We start from the raw sequence: 14,057 nt of genomic DNA on the forward strand, positions 1-14,057 counted from the left end.
CTTTACCGACGTGGTTTCCATCTCCCCTGCATCCAACGAGATAGGATATACTCGGTCATGAACCATCATGAGGCCATACCATGACAACCGTTGCCATCAACCTACCGGAAGAAGTGTTTTCTTCGCTGAAATTTACGCCCCAGGAATTTGTCAGGCAAATGCGCGTGACCTCAGCGATACAGTGGTACAGGCAGGGCAAAATCTCACAGGAAAAGGCCAGCATGATCGCAGAAATGGATCGTATTGATTTCCTGCAAGCCCTTGCTGATGAAAAAATCGAAGTATTTTCCGTGGACATGGAAAGCCTGAAGCGGGAACTGGCACTGTGACGCAGCAGGCCATCATCAACAGTTCCCCACTGATCTTCCTCTCCAAAGCGGGCTACTTGGATTTACTCAAAACAACGGCAGATGAAATCCTTGTACCCCAACCTGTCATCATGGAAATTCAACGGCGTGGCAAACAGGATATTACCGCACAGGCTCTAGCCAAAGCTGGCTGGTTAAGCAGCATAGAGGTTACGCCTCATCCACTGATTCTGGCTTGGGATTTGGGCATCGGCGAAACCAGTGTATTGAGCTACGCCTTGCACAAGCCCAACATCAACGTCGTGATTGACGACGGGTTGGCGCGAAAATGCGCCGAAACCCATGAAATTCCCTTACTGGGAACCTTGGGGATTGTACTGAGGGCAAAACAGCAAGGGTTAATCAGCGCCGCACGCCCAATAATGCAGGAACTGAAACGGCACGGCATGTATCTGAAAGACTCCACACTGGATCAAGCATTGGCCTTGATCGGCGAGTGACACACGGCGCATCATCCAGAACCGTTCGCAGGAATCCATCCTGCACGAGATCGAGGAAATGCGCGACAAGATGCCGGGCTTTACCGGCGTGGTTTCCGACCTCGGCGGGCCGACCGCCAACATGTACCGGCTGGCCTGCAAAGACCCGATAGTGGAAGCCTCCTGCCGCAAGCCCAGTTGCGTTTACCCCGGCATCTGCCAGAACCTCAATACCGACCACGCCGCGCTTAAGCGGCTGTACTGCGCCGCCCGTGAATTGCCCGGCATCAAGAAAGTGCTGATCGGTTCCGGCCTGCGCTACGACCTCGCGGTGCGCGACCCCGAATACGTCAAGGAACTGGTGACGCACCACGTCGGCGGCTACCTCAAGATCGCCCCGGAACACACCGAAGACGCGCCCCTTTCCAAGATGATGAAACCGGGCATCGGCGCGTATGACGAATTCAAGCGCCTGTTCGAGAAATACACCAGGGAGGCGGGCAAGGAACAGTACCTGATCCCGTATTTCATCGCCGCGCATCCGGGAACTTCGGATGAAGACATGCTCAACCTCGCGTTGTGGCTGAAGAAAAACGGCTTCCGCGCCGACCAGGTGCAGGCGTTCTACCCATCGCCGATGGCCTCCGCCACCACCATGTACCACACCGAGAAAAACCCGCTGCATCAGGTCACGTACAAAAGTGAAAAGGTGCACACCGCCAAGTCGCCGGAACAGCGCAAGCTGCACAAGGCATTCCTGCGTTGGCACGACCCGAAGAACTGGCCGCTGCTGCGGAAAGCCATTGCGGACATGGGCAGGCAGGAGCTGATTGGCGATGGGCCGAACCAGTTGATTCCGCATTACCAGAAGGGGGAGGAGGAGCTGGTGTATGAGGCGCATCGGCGGAAGAATAAGGGGCGGGAGCATCAGAAAAGGACGGGGAAACAAGCTGTCCCCGCTGGCAAGCCCGCGACTGCGAAAGTCGCAACGGACAAACCCAAATCAGGTAAACCGCAGGGTGACAAGATATTGACTCAACATACAGGCTTACCGCCAAAACCACGAGCAAATACAGGCAATAAACCTAAACCGGCAGGGAAGCCTAAACAGCGCCGTAAGTAGCATCATCTGCAGGTTGCCCTTCTCTGATTCCGGCGTATACTGTTGAACATTAACAACTTGCAGATTAAGCACCATGCAAACGTTTGACCAAATTGTGAATCAGACTCGCAACCTGCCGGAAAGCACCCAGCGGGAAATCCTGCATTTTGTTGAATTTATCGTTACCAGATACCGCACTGTCCCCAAGCCAGCGCAGGAAACCACTCCTGACGCTTTCGCTATCTACCAATCACTGGATTTGGGACAAGGCGGCTACGCCAAAGCGCCATCGAACCGGGCAAAACAAGGCATCCGTGAATTACTGCTGAAAAAGCATTTGGTTCATGGACGATGATGCTGTCAGAACAGCACTGAGCTTGATGGAAAAGTACATCGACCGCCCCATGGATTTGGCGGATGCATCGCTGGTTGTCGCAGCACAACTCTTGGGAACAAACCGCGTTTTCACTGTTGATCGTAACGACTTTTTTGTTTACCGCATCGCTATTGGACATGAGCTACGGGCATTTGATGTGATCATTTGAATTTGCGCGATGAAAGACCATCGCGCTACTATCACCTGGAACACAACTACGGTCACGGCAAAAAACACCTGTCGACCGTTTTCGCGACCCTGATGATGCTGACCTTCCTGATTGATCAGGTACAGGAACTCTGTTGCCGCTATTTTCAGGAGGCCCGCCGCTCTTATCGCGCCAAAGTCCGGCTCTGGGAGCGGATTCGTGCCCATTTTGCCATCAGTTTGATCGACTCTTGGGAATCCCTGTACGCCGCAATTATCTGGCACACCGACCCGTCAATCACTCCCATCTGGCAAGATTCCGGTTAGCAACGCCACGGGTTATCAGCGATTGGACGGGTGTTGAAGGATGATGGACAACGGCAGGTTTCAGGCAGGCAAATGGTGTTTGAGGGTTGTGTCTGGCTGGCCGAAAACCAGCTGCTTCAGCAGCTGGGATGAGTGGTCTGGCCGGGATTAGCTGGCTTTTCCAGACAGGATGCCACAATCTCATCAAGCCTTTCCACCAGATACACCGGCAGGGATAACAGCCGGTAATTCACACCCTTGATAGTATCGCCCTTACGGATGGTGGTATTGATTTCAAAATCGTCCGGTAAGTTGGCATCAAAACGGATCGCCAAGGCTTGCCCCTTTTCTCCCATGAACTGATGCAGGGATTTCATGCTACCGGTAGCGCCTGCCTTGATTTCTACCGGCAGAATCTGCCCTTGCAAGGCAATCACAAAGTCCACTTCTGCATTGGCTGTACGCCCTTCCCGCAGCCAGTAGGTCAGTTCCCGATTCGGTGTATCAGCCAGAATGCCTTGCAGGTGCTGACCGATAAACTGCTCGGCAATAGCTCCTCCATTGATCAGTTTCATTTCGTCCAGTTGGGAAAGCACCCGCCAGTTCAGGCCGCTGATAGCGTTCATCAAGCCCACATCCAGAAACAGCAATTTGAAAACTTTCTCTTCAATATCAGCCTGTAACGGCAAACCAGAGCAATGGCTGTGCACGACCTTGCTGATAACCCGCGCCATTGCCAGTAATTCCAGGTCTTTTTTGAGGGTTGCACTCTGATCCTGCGCCGAGATATTGGAGTACTTAACTTTCACACCCACATTTCTGGCGGCGAAATTGAAGACGTTCAACATGCGAACCAGATTCCGCGAACCGGCATACTTGGGGAAATCTTCCCGATAGGTATCAATGATGGAGTTATGTACACCACTGACTTCGCGGTAACTCCCGGTATCGGCAAATACCGCAACTGCCTCAGGCATACCACCGACAAAATAGTAACTGCGCAACAGCTCCAGCAGGCGTTTGTGGGCGATGTCAGCAACAGGGTCGCCGTATTGATAATTCAGAATGAATTCAGCTAGTTTAGCCTCCCCAATTGCCAACAGAAATTCACTAAAGCGCATCGGCCCCATGTGCAGGTACTGGACACGTCCTACCGGCATGGAAAACTGATGCTCACTCAGGGCAAATTCCAGCAATGACCCCGCACTGACGACGGGAAGCTCCGGCATATCCTCATAAAAATAGCGTAAGGCTGGAATGGCCTGTGGCACTGCCTGAATCTCATCCAGAAATAACAATGGCTCTTCATTGACCAAGGGCATACCGGGTAGAAATTCGATCTGCGCCATGATCTGCTCCGGATTCTTGCTGGCGAATACGTCAGCAAGTTCCGGGAATCGCTCCAGATTGACGTTATGCAGGTTGCGCCCACCCTGTTTGGCAAACAGTTCAACCAGAGTTGATTTTCCGACTTGGCGAGCGCCTCTGATAATCAGCGGCTTTCTGTTTTTTCTCTGTAACCAGTTTTCAAGGAAGCGGAGCTGATGACGTTGCATGATTGGGCCTTATCCATCGTTACCTATACAAGAATACAACATGAATTATCATTTTAAGGGGGTATTTCAATGGTATCAATATGATTATAGGCATATGTTTTGTTATCACTCTTCCATCCGCGCCCTTCAGAAAAAATACTCCCTTGACATGCACATTCATCAGCTGGTCAAACTGTGCTTCAGTGGTTTCCTCAACGTGTACGTGTTTTCATGCAGTGGCTGGAACAAGTGATGCAAGCTCGCCTGCATGGAGTCAGTTAAACATGGTACTCGGGAAAACCGGCTAACTTTCTTCAAACGAAAATTAACCTTCAGATCATCCACTCAAGTCATCGGAATCCTCCCATAACTGCTGCCCCACCCTTCTTGCATCCAATATCAGACTATTTTCGTATGGTATTAACATCGTAACGTAATGCAACACACGGGAGAACCATGAAACACGCTACTTCACCACCACGCAAACCCATGATCCTGACCGAAGGCCATGTGGTCAAGGGCACGCGCCTGCTCCCCCCGTTTCCGGATGGGCTGGAAACCGCCATTTTCGGACGGGGCTGTTTCTGGGGGGTCGAACGCCGCTTCTGGGAAATTGCGGGCGTCTACACCACCGCAACCGGCTATGCAGGCGGAGAACTGGAGCACCTCACCTATCATGATGTCTGCGGAGGCCGGACCGGGCACGCCGAAGTCGTACTGGTTGTTTACGACCCGAAAATCGTTTCCTACGAAAAGCTGCTGAAGGTATTCTGGGATGGCCATCGCCCCGGCACGAAAGGCCGTGGTGCCAAAATCACCAGTCAGTACCGCTCGGTCATCTTCACCACCACAGAGGAACAGGCACAACTGGCGCAAGCATCATTGCAGCGCTATCGTCAGGGTCTGAACCTGAAAGATGATGAGGAGGTAATCACGGAAGTTTTACCCGCCCCGTCATTCTATTACGCCGAACAGTACCACCAGCAATACCAGGCCAGGCGCTAGGTCTGACACCGCTATCCACTGACAGAGGCTGCCCACGCTATATTCTGTAGAATCCGGGCAGGAAGTAACAAAAGGAGAAGTACATGCCCACCCGAGGATTTGGCAGCCGTAGACGCCGTAAGTCCAGCGATGGACGCTTGCCTCCCGGCCAGTCATTAACTACCGGTTTTCCAGTATTGACCGCAGGCCCGACCGCCCGCGTCAATCTGGAAGAATGGCGTTTCAAGATCAAGGTCGGCCCCAAAGCGGTAGCCTCGTGGACGTGGGAGGAGTTTAACAACCTCCCGCAAACCCGCATTACCACCGACATCCACTGCGTCACCACCTGGTCGAAATTCGATACGGTCTGGAGTGGCGTGACGGTCGACGACCTGTTGACTGCGGCAGGTCTGGATTTGCAAGCGCTGCCGACCCGTTTCATCCTCGCCCATTCGGTGGATGGCTACTCAACCAATGTGCCGGTGGCTGACCTCACCAAGGGCAAGGCGATGGTGGCTACTCACTACGATGACCAGCCGATTCTCGCCGAGCACGGTGGGCCGGTACGCCTGCTGGTTCCTCACCTGTATTTCTGGAAATCGGCCAAGTGGGTGAACGCCCTGCAATTCACCGAAAAGGATACGGCAGGCTTCTGGGAACTGCGTGGTTATCACATGCGCGGCGACCCGTTCAAGGAGGAACGCTACAGTGGCGACTGAACCCTCCCGGCTGGACTGGATACCCGCGAAGATTGCGGCACTGGCCCCCCTCTCCGCCCGTATCCTCCGGGTGGAACTGGAGCCGGAACACTGGCATCCCAGCCTGCCGGGGCAGCATGTCGATGTGCGCCTGACTGCCGAAGATGGTTATCAGGCGCAACGCAGCTATTCCTTGCTGGCGGCGACTCGTAACGGTCGGTATGAACTGGCTATTGAAAAGCTGGACGAAGGCGAGGTTTCCCCCTATTTCCACGAAGATGCAGCCGTTGGTGATGAGCTGGAAGTACTTGGCCCGGTCGGTGGCCATTTCATCTGGAAAGCGGATGAAACCCGCCCGGTATTGTTGGTCGGTGGTGGCTCCGGCGTCGTACCGCTGCTGGCTATCGCCCGCGCCCGCATGGAAAGCGGCGTAAGCGCCCCCATGTGCCTGCTGTACGGCGCACGTACCCTGCCTGACATTATCCTGTACCAGCAACTACTGGACTGGGAAGCTCAAGATAACGGTTTTCGCCTGCACCTTGCCCTGTCACGGGCAACCCAGCCGCCGCGCCCACAGGATCATCCGGGCAGACTCAATGCCGCAATGGTGCAACAGGCCATTCAGGGGCTGGGAATGCCTGCGGAAATCCAGTGTTATGTCTGCGGCAGTAACGGCTTCGTGGAAACCGCTACAACGGCCATGCTGGATGCGGGGCTGGAAGCCACTCAGATCCGTACCGAGCGGTTTGGCGGATAACACCGTTTTAGCCTTTTACTTGCGTAGGGGCGTAGCGACAGGGTTTCCATGTTTCTCCTTTGACCCAGTGATTCAAATGCCATCCAGATAGTAAATTCCGAACAATTGCCCGGCATCCGTCCACATCTGGCGTGACTGGAAACCAGCCGCTTGCGCCAAGGTCCCAAATTCCTGTGGGTGGTATTTGTAGGAATTTTCCGTATGAATGCTTTCACCCTCCGCAAACCGGAACACTTCACCGTCAATGCTGACAGTTTGTGCCTTGCGGCTGATCAGGTGCATCTCGATCCGCCCCAGTTGCTCATTGTAAAAAGCCTCGTGCCGGAATGCCTCAAGGTCGAAGTTTCCCTCCAACTCCTGATTAATGCGCACCAGCAGGTTCAGGTTGAAATCTGCCGTCACCCCGGCTGCATCGTTATAGGCGCGCTCCAGCACGGCCTTGTCTTTCTTACGATCCACACCGATCAACAGGCCACCGCCCTTGCCCACCAACTGGCGAATCTGGAACAGGAAATGCTGCGCTTCCGGCAGGTCAAAGTTGCCCAGACTGGAGCCGGGGATGAAGACGACCCTGCGCCCTTCTGGTACGGCAGCAGGCAAACGCAACTCATGGGTGAAGTCCAGACACGCCGCATACACATGCAACCACGGAAATGCCGCACCCAGGTCGCAACTGGCCTTGCGCAGAAAATCACCTGAAATATCCATCGGCACATAAGCCGCCGGGCGTATCGTCTCCAGCAACAACTGCACCTTTTCGCAACTGCCGCTGCCCGGCTCGATCAGCACCGCATCCCGCCCGATCAGTTGCGCCATGTCTGCGGCATGTTCCTGATACAGCCGCTTTTCAACAGTGGGGATGTAGTATTCCGCCTGCTCCAGAATGTCTTCAAACAACTGGGAACCACGCTCATCGTAGAAAAACTTGGGTGGAATCTGCTTGTGTTCACGCGCCAGACCGAGCAAAACCGCCGCACGAAAGCTTTCCAGCTCAGGCTGGTAATCATGGAAACTGACTTTGGGGTTTGTTGCTGTTGTCATAGATACTCCGCCAAACGGATGCCGCTGAACTGCCAGCGGTCGTGTGGATAAAAGAAATTGCGGTAAGTGGGGCGAATGTGCTCACGCGGGGTGACACAAGCCCCGCCACGCAACACCCACTGGTTGTTCATGAATTTGCCGTTGTATTCGCCCATGCTGCCTTCCAGCGTCTTGAAACGCGGGTAAGCGGTATAGGGCGAGGCCGTCCATTCCCACAGGGTGCCGAACCATTGCCCGCTACCCGGTTGCGGGTGGAAAATACCGCTGTCGGTAAACTGACCCTCCGGCTCCAGTTCCAGCAGGCGACTCTCCAGCTTTGTTTCCAGCGGTAGGCGCTTGCCTGACCAGCGGGCAAACGCATCCGCCTCGTAATAACTGGTGTGCGCAACCGGCGCTGCCGGGTTCAGCGGCATCAGGCCATGCAGGGTGAACTCGTACCATTCGCCATCCCGCTGTTCCCAGTACAGCGGAGCTTGCCAGCCATGCTGGTTGATATACGCCCAGCCATCCGCCAGCCACAGTTCCGGGCGCTGATAGCCGCCATCTTTGATAAACGCGAGGTATTCGGCATTGGCACTCAGACGATCCGCCAGACGGTGGGCTTCCAGCCAGCTTTTATGCTGCGGGCGTTCGTTGTCGAAGGCAAAACCGTCACCTGCGAAGCCGGTTTCCTGTAAATCTTCGGCACGCTCCAGCCAGCCCAGTGGGGTGGCCTTATCAACCAGCGGTAGCGCCTGTGCGGTGTAGGCGGGCTTTAGCGGGTTCACCGACAGATTGTGCTTGATGTCCATGTACAGCAATTCCTGATGCTGCTGCTCATGGTTCAGCCCCAGCGTGACGCGCTCGGCCACCGCTGGCCACTGGCTTTCCGGTACGCTGGCAATCAGTTCCAGCATCCGCGCGTCGATGGCGGCGCGGTAGGCATACACTTCCTCGATGGTGGGGCGGGAAAGCAAGCCACGCCGGGCGCGTGGGTGCATCGACCCTACCGTCTGGTAATACGAGTTGAACACGTAATTGAACTGCGGGTGAAAAGGCCGGTAATCCGGCACAAACGCCTGCAACAAAAAGGTTTCAAAAAACCAGGTAACATGACCCATATGCCACTTGGGGGGGCTGGTTTCGACAATGCTTTGTATCTGGTAGTCATCCGGACTTAGCGGAAAACAGATGGCCTCACTAGCCTGGCGGGTGCGCTGATAATCCAGTAACAATTCATCCCGCTCAACCCGGCGCGGAGGTACTTCAACACTCATTGATCCATCCTAAAGGCAGGATGGGGTCTGTCGGCCCCACCCATTGGGCTGGTTAGTATCAGGCGGCTTGCACCGCTAGCTTTTTGCGGAACTTTTCGCGGAACTTGCGCAATTTCGGGCTAATAACGACCTGACAGTAACCAGCACTACTGTTCTGGCTGTAATAGTCCTGATGGTAGCCTTCCGCCTTATAGAACGTCTCAAAGTCTGCAATCTCGGTCACGATGGGGCGGGAGAATCCGGTTTGCAGATCTTTCAGCGCCTGCTCCGCAATCTGCCGCTGTATCGCGTCATGCGCAAAAATCACACTACGGTACTGGGTTCCCTTGTCCGCACCCTGCTGGTTCAGCGTGGTCGGGTCATGGGTTTCCATGTGAATTTCCAGCAAATCGCGGAAGCTAATGATGGCAGAATCATATTTCACCTGAATGACCTCGGCATGACCGGTTGTGCCGCTGCATACCTGCCGGTAATTCGGGTCATCGACCCGCCCGCCGCTGTAACCGCTTTCCACGGAATGCACACCCGCCAGTTCGCGGAACATCGCTTCGGTACACCAGAAGCAGCCGCCGCCAAAGGTTGCCGTTTCCAGCATCACGTTATTCTCGTTCATGTCACTCCTTCTCCTGTTTTTTCAAGGCAATCGCATTCATGCAGTAGCGCAAACCACTGGGAGCCGGGCCATCCGGGAACACATGCCCAAGGTGTGCTTCGCAGGTATTGCAGGTCGTTTCAACACGTCGCATTCCGTGGGTATTATCCGCATGGTAGGCAATCGCATTGGGTGTGACCGGCTGGGTAAAGGAAGGCCAGCCCGTGCCGGACTCGAACTTTTCGCCGGAGTCAAACAGCAAGGTGCCGCAACAGACGCAGCTGTACTCACCCGGCGCAAACAGGCTGCACATTTCCGAACTGAATGGGCGTTCCGTACCCTTTTTACGGGTCACGTAATACTGGTCTTCGGTCAGTTGTTCCTGCCATTCTGCATCCGTTTTCCTGACCTCACGGTCAGGGGCAGGGTTACCGTCATTGGCAAAACGGATTACATCATTCCAGTTAAGCATTTCCTCAACTCCTTGGGTTTACAGTCACATCGGTAAAGTTGTACATCAGTCAGGCTGCTTTGTCGGCAATCACTTCTTAACGATTCACTGGGATGTTATACGCACAATAAACGATTTTAGATGCAAACCGTTTTAATACGGGAAGGGTCAGTAAACAGCCTGGATTTTGACTTCCTTACCGTTGAGATCGAACGTATCGCCAGCTTCCAGACCTTGTAATGCAGCATAAACCGGTGCATCCGCCGAAATTCCCATATAGCTTTCGCCGGTACATTCAAACTGGTTGGTGGCAACCGAAATAACGAAGTGACGGTTCTTGAATTTGACGACCGCGCCCGGCTCCACCTGCGTTCTGGGCGAAAAATCGATGGCCTTCAGGCGATCAATCTTTTCCTGATATTCATGGATAGACTGATCAAGCAACGCAGCCATGTCACTGCTCTCCAGCGCATGGGAAAGCTCGTCATCATCGTAACCGTCAGTGTTATCTACCCGAGCCTGTTGCAGAAATTCCTGATAATTCGCTTCCACCGTGTGCAGTTTGTCCAGTTCCAGGCTCAGCATGGTTTCACGTAATGCTATTTTATTTATCATGTATCCTCCTTCTTTCCATCCAGCTTATAATGGCTGGTACAGATGATCCATGCCCGATACACTCCAATTCATGTCTGATCGTCCAGCGATAAAAGCAAGGAAAGATGAGTAAATTACTGACAAATCCTTCCCGTAATACAGATGTCCTCAGTCACATCCTGCAACTGCTGCATTTCAAGAGCCACGTTTTCTTCCACTCAACCTATTGCGGGAGGTGGGCTGTTGATTCATCCGGCACTGGGCGCAGTACCTTTCATCTGGTGTCGGGGGGAAACTGCTGGCTGCACATGCCCGAACTTGAGTCACCGATAAAACTGGAAGCGGGCGATTTCCTTGTTTTCCCGTTTGATGCCCAACATGCGATAAGCGATAGTCACATTCTGGATGTGGATACTATCGGGCAGGAATGCCCTGAAGACGGGAACAAAAAAACAGCGCTGGTGTGCGGCTATTTCATGTTTGACATGCCTACGGCCAACCCGGTGATCAACTCCCTGCCCAAATGGATGCTGGTAAAGTGCGAGCAAGCGGGGATCGGGTTTAGGCTTGAGCAGCTGTCCGACATGATCCGAAGTGAGATAGACTCACAAACACCGGGAAAGGAAGTGATCATCGACAGGCTGACGGAGCTGTTGTTCATTCAGGTCATCCGTCATTATCTCAATACCGGTGAGCTGGCCGACAAAGGCTTGCTGGCAGCACTGGCGGATAAACGCATCAGCTACGCCTTGCAGGCATTCCACACCATGCCGGGGCATGGCTGGTCGGTCGAAAAGCTGGCCGACGCCGCCCATTTGTCCCGCTCGGCCTTTTCCAGCCTGTTTACGCAAATCCTGGGGGAACCCCCGATGCAATACGTCACCTATTGGCGAATGCAACTTGCCTATAGCGAATTACTGACGACAAGGAAGCCGATAGCGGATATAGCCGAACTGATTGGTTACCAAAGTGAAACAGCCTTTCGCAAAACATTCAAACAGGTCATGGGCATAACCCCCAGCATGGCGAGAAACCGGGCAGCATCACAGCAAGAGTAACGGATCATTTATCAGGGGATGGTGATGGAACCCTCGACACACTTACAACAAATCGGCTTTGGCGGTGGCTGCTACTGGTGTACGGAAGCCGTTTTCCAGACGTTGCGCGGCGTACAGGCAGTCAAACAGGGCTTTATCGCTTCGGATGGCGATAACCAGAGCCTGTCGGAGGCAGTAGTCGTGGAATTCGCCCCTGACGTAATCAGTCTGCACGATCTTGTCGAGGTGCATTTGCATACGCATAGCAGCACCTCCAGTCATCAGCTGCGGGACAGGTATCGCTCCGCCATCTATGTATTTAATCGACAGCAAGAGGAAGCAGCTCTCGCCGCATTACGGGTTTTACAGCAGGATTTTGATCAGCCGATCATTACCCGGGTATTGCCCTTTGTCCGCTTTAAAGCATCTGAAGAGCGTTATCAGGACTATTTTCTCAACAACCCTGACAGACCATTCTGCCAAACGTACATCAGCCCTAAAGTGCGAAAGCTCCGCGCAAGATTTGCCCGACTGGTACTAGAGTAAGGCACTACACACATCACAAGCCAGTCTGCTGATAAAATGGGTCTTGACACAACCACTAGTCTAGGGCTTTGGTATGCTCAGGTTGCCACACTCTCACCCATTTTCCCGCGCCACTGCCCGATGCCCAATATCCGCCCGGTAATACACATCCGCCCAGTTAATTTCATTCACCAGTGCATACGCATTCGCCTGCGCCTCGGTAACGGTGTTGCCTAAGCCTACCGCGCACAGCACGCGCCCGCCGTTGGTGACAACTTGTCCGTCCTTCAGCTCTGTTCCGGCATGAAACACCTTGCCGTCCAGATTCGCTGCCTTGTCCAGGCCGGAAATCACGTCGCCCTTGCGGTAAGACTCAGGGTAACCACCCGCCGCCAGCACCACACCCAGTGACGCGCGCGTATCCCATTCTGCCGTGACTTCGTGCAGACGTTCATCCAGCGCCGCTTCGATCAGCCCGACGAAATCGGATTGCAGGCGTGCCATGATCGGCTGGGTTTCCGGGTCGCCGAAACGGCAGTTGAATTCCAGCACCTTCGGCACACCCGCCGGGTCGATCATTACGCCCGCGTACAGGAAGCCGGTGTAAGGGATGCCATCCGCCGCCATGCCCTGTACGGTCGGCTCAATGACTTCACGCATGATGCGGTCGTGCATTTCCGGCGTGACTACCGGAGCAGGGGAATACGCACCCATACCACCGGTATTCGGCCCCTTGTCGCCGTTGTCGCGCGCCTTGTGATCCTGCGAACTCGCCATCGGTAAGATGTGTTCCCCATCCACCATGACGATGAAGCTGGCCTCCTCGCCAGTGAGGAACTCCTCGACCACCACGCGATGCCCGGCCTCGCCAAAGGCATTACCCGCCAGCATGTCCTGCACCGCTGCAATTGCCTCCTCCTCGGTTTGCGCCAGGATCACGCCCTTGCCCGCCGCCAGACCATCGGCCTTGACCACGATCGGCGCGCCTTTCTCACGGATGTAGGCAACCGCCGCGTCGATTTCGGTGAAATTGCTGTACTCGGCAGTGGGGATGTGATGCCGCGCCAGAAAATCCTTGGTAAACGCCTTGGAACCTTCCAGTTGCGCCGCCTTCGCGCTCGGCCCGAAGCAACGCAGACCGGCAGCCCGGAACGCATCGACCACACCGATCACCAGCGGCGCTTCCGGCCCGATCACGGTCAGGGCGATGCCCTTGTCCTTGGCGAACTGCACCAGTGCAGGCACATCATCCGCCGCGATGGCAATATTGTGCATGTTCGGCTCACTAGCCGTACCCGCATTGCCCGGTGCCACAAACACCTCGCTGATCCGACCGGATTGCGCAATCTTCCATGCCAGCGCATGTTCGCGGCCACCGCCGCCTACCACCAGAACTTTCATGCTTGCTCCCTAAATCCTGAAAAACGCACCATTAAAGCCGGAATATATGGCCGATTCAATAGCTCATGCGTTTAATGGCAGGGGTGATAACGCCGGAACAGAGGAAATCTCCGGAAAATGAGAACGAATTATTGTGGTTTCTTGCTGGCCGTAACCCTGTTAGGGGGCTGTAAAGACAATACCCCCCAGCCCACCACCGTCGAATTACCGCCCACCCGGATTGTGGCGACGGTTTATGCCGCCCATTCCAGCAGCGGTAACACACCCTGTTTTCGGGCGCCTGCCGCCACTTCCCCCATCGTAGTGACACTAAGCGACGGCCAGCTGGCTGACCTGGTGTCGATGGAAGGCAGCATGGTGCAAACCGGGCAGGAATACTGGCTGCACGTCTACCCACGCATCGGCCACCGCCCTTCCTGTTACATCGACAGCCGCAATCTTGTGCCAGTCTCCTGAAGCTCTGGTATC

At 54.6% G+C, this 14,057-nt stretch carries 18 protein-coding genes and 1 pseudogene; 12 read left to right on the forward strand and 7 right to left on the reverse strand.

The features are described 5' to 3' along the window. The first annotated feature begins 80 nt into the window (after positions 1-80). The 6 genes and pseudogenes from THINI_RS14720 to THINI_RS14745 all read left to right on the forward strand — a co-directional run bounded on the left by THINI_RS14720 (position 81) and on the right by THINI_RS14745 (position 2,739). Positions 81-329, forward strand: a complete 249-nt coding sequence (locus THINI_RS14720) for a UPF0175 family protein (RefSeq protein WP_002709346.1) — start codon at positions 81-83, stop codon at positions 327-329. Then, positions 326-808, forward strand: coding sequence for a PIN domain-containing protein (locus tag THINI_RS14725; RefSeq protein WP_002709347.1), 483 nt, complete (start codon positions 326-328; stop codon positions 806-808). Before THINI_RS14720 ends, THINI_RS14725 begins: the two co-directional genes overlap by 4 nt. Positions 809-815: 7 nt before the next feature. Next, positions 816-1,910, forward strand: a pseudogene (locus THINI_RS14730) (radical SAM protein); the annotation flags it as partial. Positions 1,911-1,983: 73 nt separating this feature from the next. Continuing rightward, complete coding sequence (locus THINI_RS14735; protein WP_002709348.1) at positions 1,984-2,244, forward strand: hypothetical protein; 261 nt, start codon at positions 1,984-1,986, stop codon at positions 2,242-2,244. After that, positions 2,234-2,434, forward strand: coding sequence for a PIN domain-containing protein (locus tag THINI_RS14740; protein ID WP_050988061.1), 201 nt, complete (start codon positions 2,234-2,236; stop codon positions 2,432-2,434). Before THINI_RS14735 ends, THINI_RS14740 begins: the two co-directional genes overlap by 11 nt. A gap of 2 nt (positions 2,435-2,436) precedes the next feature. Then, on the forward strand, positions 2,437-2,739 hold the full coding sequence (locus tag THINI_RS14745) for a hypothetical protein (RefSeq protein ID WP_154724422.1): 303 nt from the start codon (positions 2,437-2,439) through the stop codon (positions 2,737-2,739). 116 nt (positions 2,740-2,855) lie between these two features. Here the strand turns inward: THINI_RS14745 and THINI_RS14750 are convergent, their stop codons facing one another. Further along, on the reverse strand, positions 2,856-4,274 hold the full coding sequence (locus tag THINI_RS14750; RefSeq protein ID WP_002709349.1) for an ATP-binding protein: 1,419 nt from the start codon (positions 4,272-4,274) through the stop codon (positions 2,856-2,858). A 435-nt stretch (positions 4,275-4,709) separates the two neighbouring features. Between THINI_RS14750 and msrA (THINI_RS14755) the strand changes: the two genes are divergently transcribed. The 3 genes from msrA (THINI_RS14755) to THINI_RS14765 all read left to right on the forward strand — a co-directional run bounded on the left by msrA (THINI_RS14755) (position 4,710) and on the right by THINI_RS14765 (position 6,692). Then, complete coding sequence (msrA, locus tag THINI_RS14755) at positions 4,710-5,258, forward strand: peptide-methionine (S)-S-oxide reductase MsrA (RefSeq protein WP_002709350.1); 549 nt, start codon at positions 4,710-4,712, stop codon at positions 5,256-5,258. 83 nt (positions 5,259-5,341) lie between these two features. Continuing rightward, positions 5,342-5,956: a sulfite oxidase-like oxidoreductase gene (locus THINI_RS14760; protein WP_002709351.1), complete on the forward strand. Its 615-nt coding sequence runs from the start codon at positions 5,342-5,344 to the stop codon at positions 5,954-5,956. After that, complete coding sequence (locus THINI_RS14765) at positions 5,946-6,692, forward strand: FAD-binding oxidoreductase (RefSeq protein WP_002709352.1); 747 nt, start codon at positions 5,946-5,948, stop codon at positions 6,690-6,692. The genes THINI_RS14760 and THINI_RS14765 overlap by 11 nt, the downstream gene beginning before the upstream one ends. Before the next feature lie 72 nt (positions 6,693-6,764). On the opposite strand, the gene egtD is transcribed toward THINI_RS14765, so the two are convergent. From egtD to THINI_RS14790, 5 genes are all read right to left on the reverse strand, one after another. Next, entirely contained in the window at positions 6,765-7,733 is a 969-nt protein-coding gene (gene egtD / locus THINI_RS14770) for an L-histidine N(alpha)-methyltransferase (RefSeq protein WP_002709353.1), read from the reverse strand. Continuing rightward, positions 7,730-8,989 carry an ergothioneine biosynthesis protein EgtB gene (egtB, locus tag THINI_RS14775; RefSeq protein ID WP_002709354.1) on the reverse strand — a complete coding sequence of 420 codons (1,260 nt, stop codon included), beginning with the start codon at positions 8,987-8,989 and terminating at the stop codon, positions 7,730-7,732. The genes egtD and egtB overlap by 4 nt, the downstream gene beginning before the upstream one ends. A 58-nt stretch (positions 8,990-9,047) precedes the next feature. After that, entirely contained in the window at positions 9,048-9,602 is a 555-nt protein-coding gene (gene msrA, locus THINI_RS14780; RefSeq protein ID WP_002709355.1) for a peptide-methionine (S)-S-oxide reductase MsrA, read from the reverse strand. A 1-nt stretch (position 9,603) separates the two neighbouring features. Next, on the reverse strand, positions 9,604-10,053 hold the full coding sequence (gene msrB, locus THINI_RS14785) for a peptide-methionine (R)-S-oxide reductase MsrB (protein WP_002709356.1): 450 nt from the start codon (positions 10,051-10,053) through the stop codon (positions 9,604-9,606). A 147-nt stretch (positions 10,054-10,200) separates the two neighbouring features. Then, positions 10,201-10,647: a hypothetical protein gene (locus tag THINI_RS14790; protein ID WP_002709357.1), complete on the reverse strand. Its 447-nt coding sequence runs from the start codon at positions 10,645-10,647 to the stop codon at positions 10,201-10,203. Between the two features lie 104 nt (positions 10,648-10,751). Here THINI_RS14790 and THINI_RS14795 point away from each other — a divergent pair, with 104 nt between their 5' ends. Both THINI_RS14795 and THINI_RS27355 read left to right on the forward strand, forming a co-directional pair. After that, positions 10,752-11,684: an AraC family transcriptional regulator gene (locus THINI_RS14795; RefSeq protein ID WP_002709358.1), complete on the forward strand. Its 933-nt coding sequence runs from the start codon at positions 10,752-10,754 to the stop codon at positions 11,682-11,684. Positions 11,685-11,708: 24 nt separating this feature from the next. Continuing rightward, entirely contained in the window at positions 11,709-12,209 is a 501-nt protein-coding gene (locus tag THINI_RS27355; protein ID WP_002709359.1) for a peptide-methionine (S)-S-oxide reductase, read from the forward strand. 93 nt (positions 12,210-12,302) lie between these two features. Here THINI_RS27355 and purD read toward each other — a convergent pair whose 3' ends face one another. Continuing rightward, positions 12,303-13,589, reverse strand: coding sequence for a phosphoribosylamine--glycine ligase (gene purD / locus THINI_RS14805; RefSeq protein ID WP_002709360.1), 1,287 nt, complete (start codon positions 13,587-13,589; stop codon positions 12,303-12,305). A 117-nt stretch (positions 13,590-13,706) separates the two neighbouring features. On the opposite strand from purD, the gene THINI_RS14810 reads away from it, so the two are divergent. Next, positions 13,707-14,045: a hypothetical protein gene (locus THINI_RS14810; RefSeq protein WP_002709361.1), complete on the forward strand. Its 339-nt coding sequence runs from the start codon at positions 13,707-13,709 to the stop codon at positions 14,043-14,045. The last annotated feature ends 12 nt before the right edge of the window (positions 14,046-14,057 follow it).

This window comes from Thiothrix nivea DSM 5205, assembly GCF_000260135.1.
Lineage (GTDB): Bacteria > Pseudomonadota > Gammaproteobacteria > Thiotrichales > Thiotrichaceae > Thiothrix > Thiothrix nivea.